The following is an 18,486-nucleotide window of genomic DNA, read 5'->3' as shown; positions in this document are numbered from 1 at the left end:
GTCTCCGGGGGCGGGGGCCCCTTCCGGAGCCCCTTCTGGGGTCGCCTTAGGGGCTGCCTCGGGGGACGTCTCCGGATCGGCGTCCGGTCCGGCTTGCGGATCGGCTTCCGGATCTGCGTCCGGTCGGGCATCCCGTTCGGTGTCCGGCCGGGCATCCCGTTCGGTGTCCGGCCGGGCATCCCGATCGGCGTCCGGTCGGACTTCCGGTGTGGTGTCCGGTCCGGCTTCCGGCTTGGTGTCCGGCTCCCGCTTCTGTTCCGGTTCCTGCGACAACCTGAAGGTCCTTCCGTGCGTGACCCGTGCTGGTAGGGCTGCTGGTACGGCTGCTGTTACGGCGGTGCGGCGGTACAGCGGTACGTACGGACCGGCGGCGGTTTCGGTTCAATGTCCACCTACTCCCTGAGTCGAGTATATTGACGTGGGCGTGCAACGTAATGGACTAGCCAGAGGGTCGGAGGAGTCGCTGTGGTGGAGGAGTCGCGTACCGGCGCGGTGGAGGCCCCGGAGGCCGCCGCGCCCGGTGCCGTCACGGTGCCCGAGGCCGCCGCCCCCGGCGTCGTCGGAGCGGCGCCCGGCTCCCCGAAACGGCTGCTCGGGCCCGTCGCGCTCGTCATCGCGGGCGGGATATCCGTGCAGTTCGGGGCGGCCGTCGCGGTGCTGCTGATGCCCCGCACCGGTGCCGTCGGCATCGTCACGCTACGGCTCGGACTCGCCGCCCTCGTCATGCTCGCCGTCTGCCGCCCGAAGCTGCGCGGCTACTCGCGGGCCGACTGGGGGACCGTCCTCGCCTTCGGCGCCACCCTCGCCGCCATGAACGGCCTCTTCTACCAGGCCCTCGAACGGATCCCGCTCGGCGTCGCCGTCACCCTGGAGGTGCTCGGCCCGCTCGCGCTCTCCGTGATCGTCTCCCGGCGCCTGGTCAATGTCGTCTGGGCGGTGCTCGCGCTCGGCGGGGTCGTGCTGCTCAGCGGCGGCGGCTTCGACCGGCTCGATCCCGTAGGGGTCGCGTACGCGCTCGGCGCCGGCGCCATGTGGGCCACGTACATCCTCTTCAGCGCGCACACCGGCCGCCGCTTCCCGCAGGCGGACGGCCTCGCCCTGGCGATGGCCGCCGCCGCGCTCCTCATCCTGCCGCTCGGCATCGCGGAGTCCGGGCCGAAGCTGCTGGCGCCGACCACGCTGGGGCTCGGCCTGGTGGTGGCGCTGATGTCGTCCGTCCTCCCGTACACCCTCGAACTCCTCGCGCTGCGGCGGCTGCCCGCGCCCACCTTCGCCGTGCTGATGAGCCTGGAACCGGGCATCGCGGCCACCTCCGGCTTCCTCATCCTCGGCCAGGAACTCTCCGCGCTCGACGCGCTGGCGATCGCCCTGGTCATCGTGGCGAGCATGGGGGCCGTGCGGACCCAGGTGGCGAAGACGGCCGGGAAGAAGGCTGGGAAGACGACCGCGAAGAACGCCGGGAAGAGGGAACGTACTTGAGAGTAAGTTCGCGGCGTACGCACGCTTGATTGTTCTCGCGGGCGCTGCGATGCTCCGGTGCGACGCACGCCGCCGTGGACCGAGGGGAGCGCCGCCGTGCCCGACGCCGCCGTGCCCGACGCCGCCGTGTCCGACGCCGTCGTCCCCGTCCTGCGCATCGGGAACGCCTCCGGCTTCTACGGCGACCGCTTCGACGCGCTGCGCGAGATGCTCACCGGCGGCCCCCTCGACGTCCTCACCGGGGACTTTCTCGCCGAACTGACCCTGCTCATCCTCGGCCGCGACCGCCAAAAGGACCCGCGCAGGGGGTACGCCACCACCTTCCTGCGCCAGTTGGAGGACGGGCTCGGCCTGGCCCGGGAGCGCGGGGTCCGCCTCGTCACCAACGCGGGCGGGCTGAACCCGGCCGGACTCGCCGACGCCGTACGGGAGTTGGCGGACCGGGTGGGGGTACGGGCCCGGGTCGCCCATGTCGAGGGCGATGACCTCCTCGGGCAGCGGGGGGAGAAGCGGCCGGGACACACGTGGGGCGGGGACGTGCTCACCGCCAACGCGTACCTCGGCGGCGCCGGGATCACCGCCTGTCTGCGGGCCGGCGCGGATGTCGTCATCACGGGGCGCGTCACGGACGCCGCCCTGGTCACGGGGCCCGCCGTCGCCCACTTCGGGTGGGACCTGCCGGGCGCGCGCGGCCCGCGCGGCACGCTCGACGCACGCGGCACCCTCGACGCACGCGGCACCCTCGACGCACGCGGCACGCTCGACGCGCTCGCCGGGGCCGTCGTCGCCGGGCATGTGCTGGAGTGCGGGGCGCAGGCGACCGGCGGCAACTACTCCTTCTTCACCCGGCACGACCCGCGCGCCCTGCGCCGCCCCGGCTTCCCGCTCGCCGAACTCCACGCCGACGGCTCGGCCGTCATCACCAAGCACGACTCCACCGGCGGCGTCGTGGACATCGGCACCGTCACCGCCCAACTCCTCTACGAGACCCAGGGAATCCGCTACCTCGGCCCCGATGTGACGGCCCGCCTCGACACCGTACGGCTCCAGCAGGACGGCCCCGACCGGGTGCGTATCAGCGGGGTACGGGGCGAACCGCCGCCCCCGGCGCTCAAGGTCGGGCTCACCCGTATCGGCGGCTGGCGCAACGAGGTCGTCTTCGTCCTCACCGGCCTCGACATCGGGGCCAAGGCGGGCCTGGTCCGCGCCCAGGTCGAGGACGCGCTCGACGCGGCCCGGGGCGCCCGCCCGGCCGAGGTGCGCTGGGAGCTCTCCCGTACGGACCACCCCGATGCCGCCACGGAGGAGACGGCCAGCGCGCTGCTCCGGCTGGTCGTGCGGGACAGCGACCCGGAGGCGGTGGGCCGGGCGGTCACCGGGGCCGCGGTGGAGCTGGCGCTCGCCAGTTACCCGGGTTTCCATGTCACGGCCCCACCCGGCAGGGGTGCCCCCTACGGGGTCTTCGAGGCGGCGTACATCGACGCGGGGGAGGTCACGCAGGTGGCGGTGTTGCCGGACGGCACGCGGTTACGTATCCCGGCCGACCCGAGCCGTACGGCCCGTACGCACCATACGGCCAGTACGGTACGTACCGCCCATACGGTACGTGCGGTACGGGGAGAGTCCGCGCCCGGAACCCCGCACCCCGCCGCCCCCCTCCCCGCCGAACCCGCCCTGCCCGCGCCGCTCCCCGCCGGGCTCCCCACCCGCCGCGCGCCCCTCGGGGCCGTCGCGGGCGCCCGCAGCGGAGACAAGGGCGGGGACGCCAATGTCGGGCTCTGGGTGGAGAGCGAGGCCGCGTGGCGGTGGCTCGCGCATACGCTCACCGTCGAACGCTTCCGCCAACTCCTACCCGAGACAGCCGACTTGGCCGTCGAACGCCACCTCCTGCCGCGCCTCCGCGCCGTCAACTTCACCGTGGCGGGGCTGCTCGGCGCCGGGGTGGCCGCGCACGCCCGGTTCGACCCGCAGGCCAAGGCGCTGGGCGAGTGGCTGCGCGCCCGCCACCTCGACATCCCGGTCACCCTCCTCACGGACACCCCGTACGGGCCGGACACCTCCGCCCCCACACCCGCCCCGTACGGGCCAGACGCCCCCGCCTCCGCGCCCGCCCGGTACGAGCAGGAGGCACCCGCCCCCGCCCCCGCCCCGTACGAGCAAGAGGCACCCGCCCCGACCCCCACTCCCGTCCCCCGCCCTCCGGAGCCGCCCCGGTGACCGTTCTGAGCTCCGCCCTCGACACCGCCTCCGCCGAGTACGCCGGCCACCGGTCCGCCATGCTCGCCAAGCTCGACGCCCTCGACGCCGAGCACGCCAAGGCCCTCGCCGGCGGCGGCCCGAAGTACACCGCCCGCCACCGCGCCCGCGGGAAACTCCTCGTCCGGGAGCGGGTCGAGCTGCTGCTCGACCCCGACACCCCGTTCCTCGAACTCTCCCCGCTCGCCGCCTGGGGCAGCGACCACCCCGTGGGCGCCTCGATGGTCACCGGGATCGGGGTGGTCGCGGGCGTCGAGTGCGTGATCACCGCCAACGACCCGACCGTACGCGGGGGTTCGTCCAACCCGTGGACCCTGCGCAAGGCGCTCCGCGCCCACCAGATCGCCTACGCCAACCGCCTCCCGCTGATCAGCCTGGTCGAGTCCGGCGGCGCCGATCTCCCCTCCCAGAAGGAGATCTTCATCCCCGGCGGCGCCCTCTTCCGCGACCTCACCCGGCTCTCCGCCGCCGGAATACCCACCATCGCCGTCGTGTTCGGCAACTCCACGGCGGGCGGCGCCTACATCCCCGGGATGTCCGACCACACCGTCATGATCGAGGAGCGCTCCAAAGTCTTCCTGGGCGGGCCGCCGCTGGTGAAGATGGCCACCGGGGAGGAGAGCGACGAAGAGTCGCTGGGCGGCGCCGCGATGCACGCCCGTACCTCCGGACTCGCCGACCACCTCGCGCGCGACGAACCCGACGCCCTCCGGCAGGCCCGCCGTATCGTCGCCCGCCTCAACTGGCGCAAGGCACACCCCGGTCCAGGGCCGTACGACGAGATCCGGCCGCCCGCGTACGACGCCGAGGAACTCCTCGGGATCGTCCCCGGCGATCTCCGGATCCCCTTCGACCCGCACGAAGTTGTCGCCCGGATCGTGGACGGCTCCGACTTCGACGCCTTCAAGCCGCTGTACGGACCGAGCCTGGCGACCGGCTGGGCCCGGATCTTCGGCTACCCGGTCGGGATCCTCGCCAACGCGCGCGGTGTGCTCTTCTCCGAAGAGTCGCAGAAGGCCGCGCACTTCATCCAACTCGCCAACCAGCGCGACATCCCGCTCCTCTTCCTCCACAACACCACCGGCTACATGGTCGGCGCGGAGTACGAGCAGGGCGGCATCATCAAGCACGGCGCGATGATGATCAACGCGGTCGCCAACTCCCGGGTCCCGCACCTCTCCGTCCTGATGGGCGCGTCGTACGGCGCGGGGCACTACGGCATGTGCGGGCGCGCCTACGACCCCCGCTTCCTCTTCGCCTGGCCCAGCGCCAAGTCCGCCGTCATGGGCCCGCAGCAGCTCGCGGGCGTCCTGTCGATCGTCGCGCGCGCCTCGGCCGAGGCGAAGGGGCAGCCGTACGACGAGGAGGGCGACGCGGCGCTGCGCGCGGTGGTGGAGCGGCAGATCGAGTCCGAGTCGCTGCCCGCGTTCCTCTCCGGGCGGCTGTACGACGACGGGGTCATCGACCCGCGCGACACCCGTACCGTCCTCGGGATCTGCCTCTCCGCCGTGCACGGCGCGCCAGTTGAGGGCGTACACGGCGGCTTCGGCGTCTTCCGGATGTGACGGGGAGCCGTGCGAGGGAAGCGGAAGGAAACAGGGGGAATGACAAGAGGGAGGAACTGCCGGTGATCTCCACGCTGTTGGTCGCGAACCGGGGCGAGATCGCCTGCCGCGTCTTCCGCACCTGCCGGGAGCAGGGCATCGCCACGGTCGCCGTGTACGCGGACCCCGACGCGGACGCGCTCCATGTCCGGGCGGCGGATACGGCCGTACGGCTGCCGGGGGCCGCGCCCGCCGGCACCTATCTGCGCGGCGACCTGATCGTCCGGGCGGCGCTCGCGGCGGGCGCTGACGCGGTGCACCCCGGGTACGGATTCCTCTCCGAGAACGCGGAGTTCGCTCGGGCGGTCCTGGCCGCGGGGCTCCGCTGGATCGGGCCGCCGCCCGAGGCGATCGAGGCGATGGCGTCGAAGACCCGGGCGAAGGAGCTGATGGCGGCGGCCGGGGTGCCGCTGCTCGCCCCCGTCGACCCGGCCACCGCCACCCCGGACCAACTCCCCCTGCTGCTCAAGGCGTCGGCGGGCGGAGGCGGCCGGGGCATGCGGGTCGTCCGTGAACTGGACGCGATGGAGGCGGAGTTGCGGGCGGCCTCGGCGGAGGCGCGGGCCGCGTTCGGGGACGGGGAGGTCTTCGCGGAGCCCTATGTGACCGGGGGCCGCCATGTGGAGGTGCAGGTCCTCGCGGACGCGCACGGCACGGTCTGGGCGCTGGGGACCCGGGACTGCTCGCTCCAGCGCCGCCACCAGAAGGTGATCGAGGAGTGCCCGGCGCCGGGGCTGCCGGACGCGCTCCGTACCGGACTCGCCGAAGCCGCCGTGGCCGCCGCCCGCGCCGTGGGCTACCGGGGCGCGGGGACGGTCGAGTTCCTCGTCACGGCGGAAGGCCGCCCGTACTTTCTGGAGATGAACACCCGGCTCCAGGTCGAACACCCCGTCACGGAGGAGGTGTTCGGCCTCGACCTGGTCGCCCTGCAACTCTCCGTCGCGGAGGGCGACCCCCTGCCGCCCGAGCCCCCGCCCCCGTACGGCCACGCGGTGGAGGCCCGGCTCTACGCGGAGGACCCGGCGGAGGGCTGGGCCCCGGGGACGGGGCGGCTGCACGCGCTCTCCGTGCCGGGGGCAGAGGCGCCGTACGGAGCGGAGACGTCGTACGGGGCGGAACTGCCCTACGGAGCGGAACCGCCGTACAGAGCACGGGAGTCGCACCGATCCGGCACCCCCCGTATCCGGGTCGACGCCGGGTACGCCGGGGGCGACACCATCGGCGTGCACTACGACCCCCTCCTCGCCAAGGTCATCGCCTGGGCACCCACCCGCGCGGCGGCCCTGCGCCGGCTCCGGGACACGCTGCGGCGGGCGCGGGTGCACGCGCCCGTCTCCAACAGGCAGTTGCTCGTACGGTCGTTGGCGCACCCCGAGGTCGTCGCGGGCCGTCTCGACACCGGCTTCTACGACCGCCATCTGCCCGCGCTGACCGCCCCGGAGGACGGCCCGGAGGGCGGCCCCGGCGAGCGGTGCGCTGCCGTCGCCGCCGCGCTCGCGGACGCCGCGACGCGGGGCCGGGGCGGCACCGTCCCGGCGAGGATCGGTGGCTGGCGGAACGTGCCGTCGGCGCCGCAGACCAAGACGTACGGCACCCACGAGATCCGCTACCGGGCCACCCGCACCGGATACGTACTCGAACCCGAGACGCCCGAGGCCCCAGAAGCCCCCGAGACGCCAGAAGCTTCCGAGACCCCCGAGACCCCCGAGCCCTCCGGACCCCCGATCCGGGTCGTCGCCGTCACGCCCGGCCGGGTCGTCCTCGAAGTCGGCGCCGTCCTGTGGAACTTCCACGTCACCGCGTACGGCGACGAGGTCCATGTCGACTCCGCGGCGGGCTCCTGGCGGCTGCCCGCCCGGCCCCGCTTCCCCGAGCCGCGCCCCGCCACCGAGCCCGGCTCGCTGCTCGCGCCCCTGCCCGGGACCGTCGTACGGGTCGCGGACGGCCTCGCCGAGGGGGCGCGGGTCACGGCGGGGCAGCCGGTGGTCTGGCTGGAGGCCATGAAGATGGAGCACCGCGTCCTCGCCCCCGCCACCGGCACCCTGACCGCGCTCCACGCCGCCCCCGGACGGCAGGTCGAGGTGGGCGCCCTGCTCGCCGTCGTCACCGCCACCGACGCCACTAGCTCCACCGACGTCCCCGACGTCCCCGACGCCCCCGACGCCCCCGACGCACCGGAGGACACCTGACCATGGCCACCGACGCCTCCCGCCCCACTGCCCCCTCCCATCCCTTCCTCGCCGAGAGCGAGGAACACGCCGCCCTCAGCACCGCCGTCGCCGCCCTCGGCCGCCGCCACGGCCCCGGCTTCGACCGCGCGACCCTGTGGCAGGAGGCGGGCAAGCTCGGCTACCTCGGGGTGAACCTGCCGGAGGAGTACGGCGGCGGAGGCGCCGGCATATCCGAACTCGCCCTGGTGTTGGAGGAACTGGGTGCGCAGGGCTGTCCGCTCCTGCTGATGATCGTGTCCCCCGCGATCTGCGGCACGGTGATCGCCCGCTTCGGCACCCCGGAGCAGAAGCGGCAGTGGCTCCCCGGGCTCGCCGACGCCTCCCGCACCATGGCCTTCGCCATCACCGAGCCCGACGCCGGGTCCAACTCCCACCGGATCACCACCACCGCCCACCGCGACGACGAGGGCGGCTGGGTGCTCAACGGCCGCAAGGTCTTCGTCTCGGGCGTCGACCTCGCCGATGCCACCCTCGTCGTCGGCCGTACGGAGAACGCGGCGACCGGCGGCCTCAAGCCCTGCCTCTTCATCGTTCCGCGCGACGCCGAAGGGTTCACCCGTACCCCGATCGACATGGAACTCACCACCGCCGAGAAGCAGTTCGAGCTGGTCCTCGACGACGTACGGCTCCCCGCCGACGCCCTCGTCGGGGACGAGGACGCCGGACTGCGCCAGCTCTTCGCCGGGCTCAACCCGGAGCGGGTGATGACCGCCGCGTACGCGCTCGGCCTGGGGCGGTACGCGCTCGGGCGGGCCGTCGACTACGCGAAGACCCGCCAGGTCTGGCAGGCCCCCATCGGCGCCCACCAGGCCATCGCCCACCCCCTCGCCCAGGCCCACATCGAGATCGAACTGGCCGGACTGATGCTGCGCAAGGCCGCGTTCCTGTACGACGCGGGCGACGACCAGGGGGCGGGCGAGGCGGCGAACATGGCCAAGTACGCGGCGGGCGAGGCCTGCGTACGCGCCGTCGACCAGGCCGTACAGACCCTGGGCGGCAACGGCCTCACCCGCGAGTACGGCCTCGCCTCCCTGGTCACCGCCGCCCGCGTGACCCGGATCGCCCCGGTCAGCCGGGAGATGATCCTGAACTACGTCTCCCACCAGTCCCTGGGGCTCCCCAAGTCGTACTGAAATAACGGGCGTTCACCCCGTACGGCCCAGCGCCTCCCGCACCGTACGGCCGTGCCGGGTCCTGAGCCGCCGCAGCTCCCAGAGGCTCACCGCCGTGACCGACATCGGCCCGCCGAACACCGCCGCGACCAGCACCCCCGTGGGGGCGCCCGCGTAGGTGTCCTGGATCAGGTCCATCACCGAGAGCTCCCAGGCCAGCAGGGTCGCGGTGAGCGGGGGCAGGACGTCGTGGATGTCGGCGGCGCGGAACATGTGGGTCAGCGCCAGGCCCGCGCCGTAGACGATGAAGGCGATGGCCCAGATGCACCCGATCACCAGGGCGAACTGGTACAGGATCATCAAGTAGTCGGCCGTCGCCGGGTGTTCGGGCGCCCGCCTGATGGAGCCGCCGGTCAGGAAGCCGAAGACGAGCAGGAGGATGAACCCGAGAGCGCCGCCCAGGGCCAGCAGCGCGCCGAGCGGTTTCAGCGCGCGCCGCAGGTACTCGCGCCGGCGGTCCGGACGGCTCAGGGCGATGAACACGCCCACGCAGACCGGGAAGGTGGCCGCCAGCACGGCCCAGGCGTCCCCCGCCTGCTCGAACCGCTGCCAGGCCACGGCCTGCGCGTCCGCCGCGATCCGGTACGCCACCAGGATCCACGCGATCGCGGCGAGACCGACCACCATGCGCAGGACCTGGATCCGCCGCACCACCGGGTCGTCCACCCGGTCCGGCCGGGTCGGCCTGCACACCCTGCGGGCCACCCTGACGGGGTGGAGCAGCAGCCGTACCAGCCGCCGCCTGAGCGACCGCCGCCGGGCGGGACCGGGCGGCGGCGGCCCGGGGTACGGCCCGGGCTGCGGGGGTACGGGCTGCGGCGGTACGGGGTGCGGGCCCCACCCCGGTCGCGGTGGTACGGGCGGCGGGCCCCACCCCGGTCGCGGGGCGCCCCCTCCGGGCCCCCACTGTCGCTGTCCGGCGTTCATGTCGTTCCCCCGTACCTCGTACCGTATTGCTGTGAGCACTGACGGTAGCGGTACGGACGGGGGCGAGGGTACGGGGCGACGGCCTCCCCCGCACCGTCAGACGATCGGGTCCACCTCCGCGTACCCCGCGATCTCCGCCGGACCCCGCGCCCCCGGTCCCACGTACCGCGCCGAAGGACGTACCAGCCGGCCCGTCCGCTTCTGCTCCAGGATGTGCGCGGACCAGCCGGCCGTTCTGGCGCAGGTGAACATCGAGGTGAACATGTGCGCGGGGACCTCCGCGAAGTCCAGCACGATCGCCGCCCAGAACTCCACGTTCGTCGCCAGCACCCGGTCGGGGCGGCGCGCGTGCAGCTCCTCCAGCGCGGCCTTCTCCAGCGCCTCCGCCACCTCGAAGCGCGGCGCGGCCAGTTCGCGCGCCGTGCGCCGCAGCACCCGGGCGCGCGGGTCCTCGGCCCGGTAGACCCGGTGGCCGAAGCCCATGAGGCGTTCACCCTGGTCGAGCGCCTGCTTGACATAGGCCGTCGCGTCGCCGGTGCGCTCGATCTCCTCGATCATGCCGAGGACCCGCGAGGGCGCGCCCCCGTGCAGCGGGCCCGACATCGCGCCGACCGCGCCGGAGAGCGCGGCGGCGACATCGGCGCCGGTGGAGGCGATCACCCGGGCGGTGAAGGTGGAGGCGTTCATGCCGTGCTCGGCGGCGGAGGTCCAGTACGCGTCGACGGCCTTCACATGACGCGGGTCGGGCTCGCCGCGCCACCGGATCATGAAGCGCTCCACCACCGACTTCGCCTGGTCGATCTCGCGCTGCGGGACCATCGGCACGCCCTGGCCGCGGGCCGACTGGGCGACGTACGAGAGCGCCATCACGGCGGCCCGCGCGAGGTCGTCCCTGGCCCGGGCCTCGTCGATGTCGAGCAGCGGTTTCATGCCCCAGACCGGGGCGAGCATCGCCAGCGCGGACTGGACGTCGACCCGGATGTCGCCGGAGTGCACCGGCAGCGGGAACGGTTCGGCGGCCGGCAGGCCGGGGGTGAACGCGCCGTCGACCAGCAGCCCCCACACGTTCCCGAAGGAGACCTCGCCGACCAGATCCTCGATGTCGACGCCCCGGTACCGCAGGGAGCCGCCCTCCTTGTCCGGCTCGGCGATCTCCGTCTCGAATGCGACGACGCCTTCGAGGCCGGGGACGAAGGAGGTGGCAGAGGTGTCGGAGTCTGACATCGGGCGGCTCCTTGCTCGGGCGGGCAGGGTGTCGATGAGACCCCAGATTTTGGCCGTTTTCCACGGTAGGGAAAGAGAGCGCGGCGCGTGATAACCGGCACACTGCCTTATTTTGTCCGGCGAGGATTGAGGCTCCTCTGTTCAGGGCAAACTCGGCGCTGCGGCAGGATGATCCCGTGCCTCACGAGACCCCGGATCCCTCCGCCATGCGCGAGCAGTACCGTTCCACCCCGCTCCTCGAAACGGACCTCGCCGCCGCGCCCATGGACCAGTTCGCGCGCTGGTTCGCCGAGGCCGTGGCCTGTGCCTTTCCCGAGCCGAACGCGATGGTCGTCGCCACCGCGACCCCCGAGGGCCGGCCGTCCTCCCGGATGGTGCTGCTGAAGGGGTTCGACGACCGCGGCTTCGTCTTCTACACCAACTACTCCTCCCGCAAGGGCCGGGAGATCGGCGCCAACCGCCAGGTCTCCCTGCTCTTCCCCTGGCACCCGCTGGCCCGCCAGGTGATCGTCACGGGCGCGGCGGCCCGTACCGGACGGGACGAGACGGCCGCGTACTTCCGGACCCGGCCGCACGGCTCCCAGCTCGGCGCCTGGGCCAGCGACCAGTCCGCGCCGATCGGCTCGCGCGAGGACCTGCTCCAGCGGTACGAGGCCCTCGCGGACCGGTATCCGGAGGGCGAGCAGGTTCCGGTGCCCCCGCACTGGGGCGGCTTCCGGGTCGTCCCGGAGACGGTGGAGTTCTGGCAGGGCCACGAGAACCGGCTCCACGACCGGCTCCGGTACGTACGGGCGGAGGGCCCGGACAGGCGGCCGGGGTGGCGCGTGGAACGGCTCTGCCCCTAGGGGTCCCTGCCCTTAGGGGTCCCTGCCCCTAGGGGGCCCTGCCCCTAGGGGACTGGCCCCCCGTAGGGGTCCGGCCCCGAGGGGCCCTGCCCCTGGACCAGGCCCCTGAGACAGCGGAACCCCGCAGGCTCGGGTTCCTCCGAGGAGGAGCCGGCCGGACGGACCGGCGAGCCTGCGGGGCGGTGACTACTGTGGATTGGGCCGACGGACGTGTCGGCTCCGCACTGAGTGCGGCGTCGGGCCGTCAGCCCGCAGCCACCTCACGAGTCCGGAAAGAAATCACTTCCGAATCACCTCCTTTCAGTGTGCTCCACAGCCTAGGAAGCGCTCCGGCCCCGCTCAACCGAATTAACGGATCACTTTTCCGGCGGAACGATGTGTGAGGTGGGCCACTTTCGAGTTGAATGATCGTAGGTGCGGCAGCAGAGTCAGCAGCACAGGCGGAGATGTCCCGCAGGGGGTGCCAGCGTGAGTGCTTCTCGGAGTGAGACCACCAGTGCGGCCGGACCGGACGAGCCGGGGTCCGACGGCGGCTCGGACGGCGCCGGTGGCGGCGGGACCGGGGGCGGCCAGGACGGTCCGGGGTCCGACCTGCTCGCGGCGCTGCTCGACGGGATGGACGCGGCGCTCTGCGCCTTCGACGCGCAGGGCGTGATCACCCACTGGAACCGCGAGGCCGAGCGCATCCTCGGCTGGACCGCCGCGGAGGCCGTCGGCCGGCACGGCTTCGCGGGGTGGGCGGTGCGCACCGCCGACGCGGACGAGGTCCAGGCGCGGCTGATGGCCGTGATGGAGGGCCCGGGGCGGCAGGTCGACGAGTTCGCGCTGCTGAGGAAGGACGGCGGGCGGGTCCTCATCCGTACTCAGTCCTCCGGGATGCGCGGGGCGGACGGGAAGCCCGCCGGGGTCTACAGCGCGTTCAGCGAGGTCCACGACCAGATCGACCTGGAGCGCTCCATCGCGCTGAGCGAGGCGCTTTTCGAGGACGCGTCCTGGGCGGTCGTGCTGGTCGATGTCGACCTGCGGCCCACCGTCGTCAACGTCGAGGCGGCGCGGCTGCTCGGCGCCGGGCGCACCGCCGTGCTGGGCCGGCCGCTGGGCGAGCTGATCACGGGGGGCGTGGAGGAACTGGAGTCGGCGCTCCAGCATGTGCTGTCGGCGGGCGCGGCGTCCGCCACCGCCGAGGTGTGGGTGACGCTCCGTACGCCGGACGGCGAACGGCGGCGGTGCTGGCGGTGCGGCTTCCTGCGGCTGGCATCGCCGCTGGCGGAGGAACCGGTTCCGCTGGGCGTGGGGTGGATGTTCCAGGACGTCACGGAGGTGCGGCTGGCCATCCAGGAGGCGGACCGGCTCCGCTTCCGGGGCAGCCAGCTCCACCGTGCGGCGCGGGCGGCGGCGGAGTGCGAGGACCCGATGGAGGCGGCCTCGGTCCATCTGGACTTCGCGCTGGCGGGCTTCGCGGACCATGCCCTGATCGACCTGATCGCGGACGGCACGCGCGCGGGGGCCGCCGGAAGGACAGCTTCCGGCGGCGTCGCGTCCATCCCTTCCGCCCCTGCGGGCCCGGTGCGCCTGATCCGCGCGCTGGCGACCCCCGCGGGTGGCGTGTCGGGCCCGAGCGCGCCGACCGGGATGGGCTCCATACCGGTGCCGTACGTCGCCGGGCACCCCGCGCTCCAGGCCCTGGACCGTACCGGCGCGGTCCGGGCCAGCGCCCCGCTCACCGCCGAGCCCGCGAACGGCGGCCAGGGCGGCGCGCCCCAGCCGGTGCCCGCCCCCGTATGGGCGTCGTCCCGGCAGTGGCCCGAGGACTCGGTCCACGCGCTCTGCACGGTCCTCCGCAGCCGGGGCAGATCGCTCGGCGTGGTGACCTTCCTCCGCGGCACCAGCCGAGCCGCCTTCGAACGCCCCGACGCGGTGTACGCGGAAGAAGTGACCCTCCGGATAGCCGCCTGCCTGGACCTGGCCGCCGCGTTGCCCCCGTCTCCGGGAGACGATTAGGGGTTCGGAGGCCCTGGCCGGCCCCGCCAGGCGGGCGGTCCGGCCAGGCGGGCGGTCCGGCCAGGGCCTCTCTCCGGTCAGCCCTGCGACCGCGCCGGCGGCGGCAGCGGCACCATTCTGACCGGTTCCGTCTCCGCGTCGTGGTGGCGCAGCGCCCAGTTCTCCAGGGCGATCCGGCACGCGTGGTCGACATGGCGCAGGCCCGACAGGTCCAGTTCGATCGGCTGGTCCTTCGGGAGGGCTTCGAGCTGTTCCATGATCCGGGGCAGCCGCAGGAACGTCGCGTTGCCCGTCACCGAGACCACCAGCCGCCCGCCGGTGAGCTTCCGTACGTCGACATGGAGGTGGGAGATCTCCCACGCCGTCTTGACCACCGCGAGCAGCAGCCCCAGCACCACGCCCTCGAAGAGGTTGGTGACCAGGACCGCCAGCGCGGTGACGGCCAGGATGACCGCCTCGCCCCGGTGTTCCCGCCAGAGCGGGGCCAGCTCCCGTACGGGCATCAGCTTGCACCCCGCGTGGACCAGGACGCCCGCCAGTGCCGCCAGCGGTATCACCCCGATCGCGGCGGGCAGCAGCGCCGCGAAGAGCAGCAGCCAGAGGCCGTGCAGCACCCGGGAGAGCGAAGTGCGGGCGCCCGCCTGGACGTTGGCGGCGCTGCGGACGATCACCGCGGTCATCGGCAGCGCGCCGAGCGCCCCGCAGACGGTGTTGCCGACGCCCTGGGCCATCAGCTCCTTGTTGTAGTCGGTGCGGGGCCCGTCGTGCATACGGTCGATGGCGGCGGCGCTGAACAGGGACTCCGCCGAGGCGATCAGGGTGAAGGCGAGGACGGTGCCGATCGCCGCCACCCCCACCAGCGCGCCGAAGTCCTCAAGCCCCGGCGGGCTTACGGATTCCAGCAGTCCCTGGACCTCGACCCGGGCGATCTCCAGGTCGAGCAGGAGCGTCGCGCCGGTCGCCAGCGCCACGGCGACGAGCGGACCCGGCACCACCCGGACCCGGGCGGGCAGTCTCGGCCACAGGACGAGCACCGCGACCGTACCGGCGCCGACGAGGAACGCGGTCAGCGCCGTACCGTTCGAGACGATCTCGCCGGCCAGCCCCGGCAGCCCGGTGAGCTTGGGGATGCCGCCGGACGGCTGCGGGGTGTCGGCCATGGCGTACACCTGGCCCAGCACCAGCACCAGCCCGATGCCGGCCAGCATGCCCTGCACCACGGCGATCGAGATGGCCCGGAACCAGCGCCCCAGGCCGAAGGCGCCCAGCAGGAGCTGGAGCAGTCCGGAGACGAGGACGATGGCGCCGAGCACGCCGAGCCCGAACTCCTTGACGGCCTCGTACACGAGCACGGTGAGCCCGGCGGCGGGGCCGCTGACCTGGAGCGAGCTGCCGGGCAGACAGCCGACGACGATGCCGCCCACGATGCCCGTGACCAGGCCGAGTTCGGCGGGGACGCCGGAGGCGACGGCGACGCCCACACAGAGCGGGAGGGCGACGAGGAAGACGACGAGCGACGCGAGGACGTCGCGCCGGAGGACCTGAGGGTCCCTCAAGAGGCTGAACATGAAAGGGAAGTCCTAGCTGTGAGACGGGGACGAGCGACGCGGTGGGTGCGGCGCCCCGGGCCCCGGCGGGCACGTCCCGGGCCACGCGGCCACGCGCTTGCGCACGTTCGCGCCGACACGCGTTCGCGCGTTCGCGGTTACGTGGTCACGCGGCCACGGGTCGGGCCCGCCGGACCCGAAGGCGTGCTCACAGCGGTCTGAACTCCCCGTCCAGCTCCGGCCGGTGACTGCTCACCGCGCCGGTGTCCACCTCGTAGTACCAGGCGTGCAGCGAGAGCCGCCCCTCGGCGAGCCCCTCCCGCACGGCGGGGTAGCCGCGCAGGGTGTCGAGCTGGGCGGCGGCGTGGTGCCGTACGGCGTGCGCGAGGCCCCGCGCGGACGGGAGCTCCCCGGTCGAACTGTCCAGCCAGCCGCGTACGGCGGGCACGGCGGAGAGGTCGTCGCCGCGGACCATGGCGCCGACGGCCCCGCAGTGCGAGTGCCCGCAGACGACGATGTCGCGGACGCCGAGGACGCGCAGCGCGTACTCGATGGTGGCGGTCTCGCCGCCGGGCCGCGCCGCGTCGTACCGGGGGACGATGTTGCCCGCCGTACGGAGCTCGAACAGCTCGCCGGGACGGGCGCCGGTGATGAGGGAGGGGATGACTCGGGAGTCCGAGCAGGTGATGAAGAGCGCTTCGGGGGCCTGCCCCGCGGCGAGATCGCGGAACTCCTCGGAGCGCTCCGCCACGTGCACGGAGAAGGAACGGGCGTGTTCGATGAGTGACTTCATGATGGCCTGCCTCCTGCACCCTCGGTTCGGCCGGGGCGCGGTGTGGTCGGGTCAGTGGGGGGTGGTGCTGGGTGTTCGGTGTTCGGCGTGCGCGTACGTACGGGTATCCAGGTGTGCGGGTACCCAGGTGTGCGGGAACGCCGGCGAGACGCCGCCGGAAACCCATGATGAGGCACCGTGGCGTCGACTACTTTGCCTGAACATTACCTGCACGTGAAAGATCAAAATTCCGCCAAGCGCGCCTTTCGTGACGCAAAGTGGCTTTTTTGGATTGCGTGTGCGAGGTGCGTTCGTGGGTGCGATTCCCGCAGGCCCCGCCCTTCCCGACCGACACGGTGATTATCCGATCACCTGATCGAGAGGGCGTTGCAATGGTGACGTACGGTCGACCGGGCCCGTTCCGCCGATAGTTTCGGGCGTGTGACGGAGATCGCGGCGGCGGCGCCGCGGGGGCGTTCTCAGTGCCGGTAGAAGATCCGGTCCCGGTTCTCGGTCATCACCCGGGCGTTCCACTCCGTACCGCCGTCGACGTTCCCGGAGCGCAGCAGCGGCGGTTCGATGCCGCGCGCGGCGAGCTCCGCGGCCCCGGCGGCCATCGTCGCCTGCATCAGGGCGCTGGTGACGACCGTGGAGGCGGGCGCGAAGGGCGCGGCGACGCCCGGGGCGGTCAGTTCGGCGTCGCCGACCGCGATGCCGCTGTCGAGCACGATGTCGCAGTGGTCCTTGAGGAAGGTCCCGGTCCGGTTCCTGGCGGTGGTCTCGCGCGCGTACGCCACCGAGGTCACCCCGATCACGGTCATCCCCAGGGCCCGCGCGGCCAGCGCCATCTCGACGGGGAGCGCGTTCCGCCCGGAGAGCGAGATGATCACCAGCAGGTCCCCCGGGCCGGCCGGGGAGGCGTCGAGCACGGTGCCCGCCAGGCCCTCGACCCGCTCCAGCGCGGAGCCGAGCGGCGCGGGCATGACATCCACGCCGACCAGGCCCGGTGCGGCGAGCAGATTCATGGTGGCGAAGCCGCCGGCGCGGTAGACGACGTCCTGGGCGGCGAGCGAGGAGTGCCCGGCGCCGAAGGCGAAGAGCCGGCCCCCGGCGGCGACGGTGTCGGCGACCGCGCGCCCGGCGGCGGCGATGGAGGCGGCCTCCGCCTCCCGTACCCGCTGGAGCAGGCCGATCGCCGCGTCGAAGAACTGGTCGGCAGGCGTGCTCTCGCGCATGGGGGAGCCCTTCGATGGGGGGGGGTACGGGGCGGACGTGCCGGGCGGGGTGCGAGGTGCGGTACGGGGCGCGGTGCGGGGCGCTGTGCTGGGCGGGAATGGCTGTGTCGCCGATCACGTTGAGGTCTGGACCATTGCCCTGTCAACACCGTTCCCTCCGCCGACGCGGCACGCTTGTCGGTGGTATGCGTCAGAATTGAGCCAGGGCCAGCGCCAGCGCACGATTTATTCGAGGGGCACGAATGTCCGGACTGATCGACACCACGGAGATGTATCTCCGCACCATCCTTGAGCTGGAAGAGGAAGGTGTGGTTCCGATGCGCGCCCGGATCGCGGAGCGGCTCGATCAGAGCGGCCCCACGGTCAGCCAGACCGTCGCACGCATGGAGCGTGACGGGCTGGTGCAGGTCGCGGGCGACCGGCATCTGGAGTTGACGGAAGAGGGGCGCAGGCTGGCGACGCGTGTCATGCGCAAGCACCGGCTCGCCGAATGCCTCCTGGTCGATGTGATCGGCCTGGAGTGGGAGCAGGTGCACGCGGAGGCGTGTCGCTGGGAGCACGTGATGAGCGAGGCGGTGGAGCGGCGCGTGCTCGAACTGCTCCGCCACCCGACGGAGTCGCCGTACGGGAACCCGATCCCGGGCCTTGAGGAGCTGGGCGAGAAGGCCGAGGCCGATCCGTTCCTCGACGCGGGGATGGTGAGCCTGGCGGAGCTGGACCCGGGCGCCGACGGCCAGACCGTCGTCGTACGGCGGATCGGCGAGCCGATCCAGACGGACGCGCAGCTCATGTACACCCTGCGGCGAGCGGGGGTGCAGCCGGGCTCCGTGGTGAGCGTGACGGAGTCGGCGGGCGGGGTGCTGGTGGGGAGCAGCGGCGAGGCGGCGGAGCTGGACTCCGAGGTGGCGTCGCACGTCTTCGTGGCGAAGCGCTGACCAGGCGGGCGTCCGCCGCCAGACCTACGGCCCGACCGGCCGCCGCCCGCCCCGGCGTACCGCCCCGGCGTACCGCCCCGGCGTACCGCCCCGGCGTACCGCCCCGGCGTACCGCCCCGGCGTACCGCCCCGGCGTACCGCCCCGGCGTGCCGCCCCGGCGTGCCGCCCCGGCGTACCGCCCCGGCGTACCGCCCCGGCGTACCGCCCCGGCGTACCGCCCCGGCGTGCCGCCCCGGCGTGCCGCCCCGGCGTACCGC

13 protein-coding genes and 1 pseudogene are annotated in these 18,486 nt (G+C 73.4%); 8 read left to right on the top strand and 6 right to left on the bottom strand.

Annotated elements, in window-relative coordinates; translation table 11 throughout:
- Nucleotides 1-531: 531 nt before the first annotated feature.
- The 5 genes from AB0O07_RS17030 to AB0O07_RS17010 all read left to right on the top strand — a co-directional run bounded on the left by AB0O07_RS17030 (nt 532) and on the right by AB0O07_RS17010 (nt 8,703).
- A complete protein-coding gene (locus tag AB0O07_RS17030; RefSeq protein WP_365634237.1) occupies nt 532-1,479 on the top strand; it encodes an EamA family transporter in 948 nt (315 codons plus the stop codon).
- A gap of 126 nt (nt 1,480-1,605) precedes the next feature.
- Entirely contained in the window at nt 1,606-3,696 is a 2,091-nt protein-coding gene (locus AB0O07_RS17025) for an acyclic terpene utilization AtuA family protein (RefSeq protein ID WP_365634234.1), read from the top strand.
- Nucleotides 3,693-5,300, top strand: a complete 1,608-nt coding sequence (locus AB0O07_RS17020) for a carboxyl transferase domain-containing protein (protein ID WP_365633413.1) — start codon at nt 3,693-3,695, stop codon at nt 5,298-5,300. Before AB0O07_RS17025 ends, AB0O07_RS17020 begins: the two co-directional genes overlap by 4 nt.
- A gap of 62 nt (nt 5,301-5,362) precedes the next feature.
- Entirely contained in the window at nt 5,363-7,528 is a 2,166-nt protein-coding gene (locus tag AB0O07_RS17015) for a biotin carboxylase N-terminal domain-containing protein (protein ID WP_365633410.1), read from the top strand.
- Nucleotides 7,529-7,530: 2 nt separating this feature from the next.
- Nucleotides 7,531-8,703, top strand: a complete 1,173-nt coding sequence (locus AB0O07_RS17010) for an acyl-CoA dehydrogenase family protein (RefSeq protein ID WP_365633407.1) — start codon at nt 7,531-7,533, stop codon at nt 8,701-8,703.
- 12 nt (nt 8,704-8,715) lie between these two features.
- Here AB0O07_RS17010 and AB0O07_RS17005 read toward each other — a convergent pair whose 3' ends face one another.
- Together AB0O07_RS17005 and AB0O07_RS17000 are read right to left on the bottom strand one after the other, a co-directional pair.
- Nucleotides 8,716-9,435 carry a hypothetical protein gene (locus AB0O07_RS17005; RefSeq protein WP_365633405.1) on the bottom strand — a complete coding sequence of 240 codons (720 nt, stop codon included), beginning with the start codon at nt 9,433-9,435 and terminating at the stop codon, nt 8,716-8,718.
- Between the two features lie 330 nt (nt 9,436-9,765).
- Entirely contained in the window at nt 9,766-10,893 is a 1,128-nt protein-coding gene (locus AB0O07_RS17000; protein WP_365633402.1) for a citrate synthase 2, read from the bottom strand.
- Nucleotides 10,894-11,099: 206 nt separating this feature from the next.
- Here AB0O07_RS17000 and pdxH point away from each other — a divergent pair, with 206 nt between their 5' ends.
- Nucleotides 11,100-11,738, top strand: a complete 639-nt coding sequence (pdxH, locus tag AB0O07_RS16995; protein WP_365634231.1) for a pyridoxamine 5'-phosphate oxidase — start codon at nt 11,100-11,102, stop codon at nt 11,736-11,738.
- A gap of 468 nt (nt 11,739-12,206) precedes the next feature.
- Nucleotides 12,207-13,739, top strand: a complete 1,533-nt coding sequence (locus tag AB0O07_RS16990; protein ID WP_365633399.1) for a PAS domain-containing protein — start codon at nt 12,207-12,209, stop codon at nt 13,737-13,739.
- Between the two features lie 77 nt (nt 13,740-13,816).
- Here the strand turns inward: AB0O07_RS16990 and AB0O07_RS16985 are convergent, their stop codons facing one another.
- From AB0O07_RS16985 to AB0O07_RS16975, 3 genes are all read right to left on the bottom strand, one after another.
- A complete protein-coding gene (locus tag AB0O07_RS16985) occupies nt 13,817-15,307 on the bottom strand; it encodes a SulP family inorganic anion transporter (RefSeq protein WP_365633396.1) in 1,491 nt (496 codons plus the stop codon).
- 187 nt (nt 15,308-15,494) lie between these two features.
- Nucleotides 15,495-16,079 (bottom strand): carbonic anhydrase, encoded by a 585-nt coding sequence (locus tag AB0O07_RS16980; RefSeq protein WP_365633393.1) that lies wholly within the window; start codon nt 16,077-16,079, stop codon nt 15,495-15,497.
- A 458-nt stretch (nt 16,080-16,537) separates the two neighbouring features.
- Nucleotides 16,538-17,293: an SIS domain-containing protein gene (locus tag AB0O07_RS16975; RefSeq protein ID WP_365633390.1), complete on the bottom strand. Its 756-nt coding sequence runs from the start codon at nt 17,291-17,293 to the stop codon at nt 16,538-16,540.
- 242 nt (nt 17,294-17,535) lie between these two features.
- On the opposite strand from AB0O07_RS16975, the gene AB0O07_RS16970 reads away from it, so the two are divergent.
- The gene (locus tag AB0O07_RS16970; RefSeq protein ID WP_365633387.1) at nt 17,536-18,228 is read left to right on the top strand and encodes a metal-dependent transcriptional regulator; all 693 of its coding nucleotides are present in this window, start codon (nt 17,536-17,538) and stop codon (nt 18,226-18,228) included.
- Nucleotides 18,229-18,252: 24 nt separating this feature from the next.
- Here AB0O07_RS16970 and AB0O07_RS16965 read toward each other — a convergent pair.
- Nucleotides 18,253-18,486 (bottom strand): annotated as a pseudogene (locus tag AB0O07_RS16965) (DNA recombination protein RecN); the annotation flags it as partial.

This window comes from Streptomyces sp. NPDC093085 (assembly GCF_040683935.1).
Lineage (GTDB): Bacteria > Actinomycetota > Actinomycetes > Streptomycetales > Streptomycetaceae > Streptomyces.
Note: the sequence above shows the minus strand (reverse complement) of the source record. Positions and strands in the feature narration are given on the sequence as shown.

What these genes read in the sequence shown, in the direction of transcription:
- AB0O07_RS17010 (WP_365633407.1), top strand. Translation starts at nt 7,531, where the DNA reads ATGGCCACCGACGCCTCCCGCCCCACTGCCCCCTCCCATCCCTTCCTC.
- AB0O07_RS17000 (WP_365633402.1), bottom strand. Translation starts at nt 10,893, where the DNA reads ATGTCAGACTCCGACACCTCTGCCACCTCCTTCGTCCCCGGCCTCGAA.
- pdxH (WP_365634231.1), top strand. Translation starts at nt 11,100, where the DNA reads ATGCGCGAGCAGTACCGTTCCACCCCGCTCCTCGAAACGGACCTCGCC.
- AB0O07_RS16985 (WP_365633396.1), bottom strand. Translation starts at nt 15,307, where the DNA reads ATGTTCAGCCTCTTGAGGGACCCTCAGGTCCTCCGGCGCGACGTCCTC.
- AB0O07_RS16980 (WP_365633393.1), bottom strand. Translation starts at nt 16,079, where the DNA reads ATGAAGTCACTCATCGAACACGCCCGTTCCTTCTCCGTGCACGTGGCG.
- AB0O07_RS16975 (WP_365633390.1), bottom strand. Translation starts at nt 17,293, where the DNA reads ATGCGCGAGAGCACGCCTGCCGACCAGTTCTTCGACGCGGCGATCGGC.
- AB0O07_RS16970 (WP_365633387.1), top strand. Translation starts at nt 17,536, where the DNA reads ATGTCCGGACTGATCGACACCACGGAGATGTATCTCCGCACCATCCTT.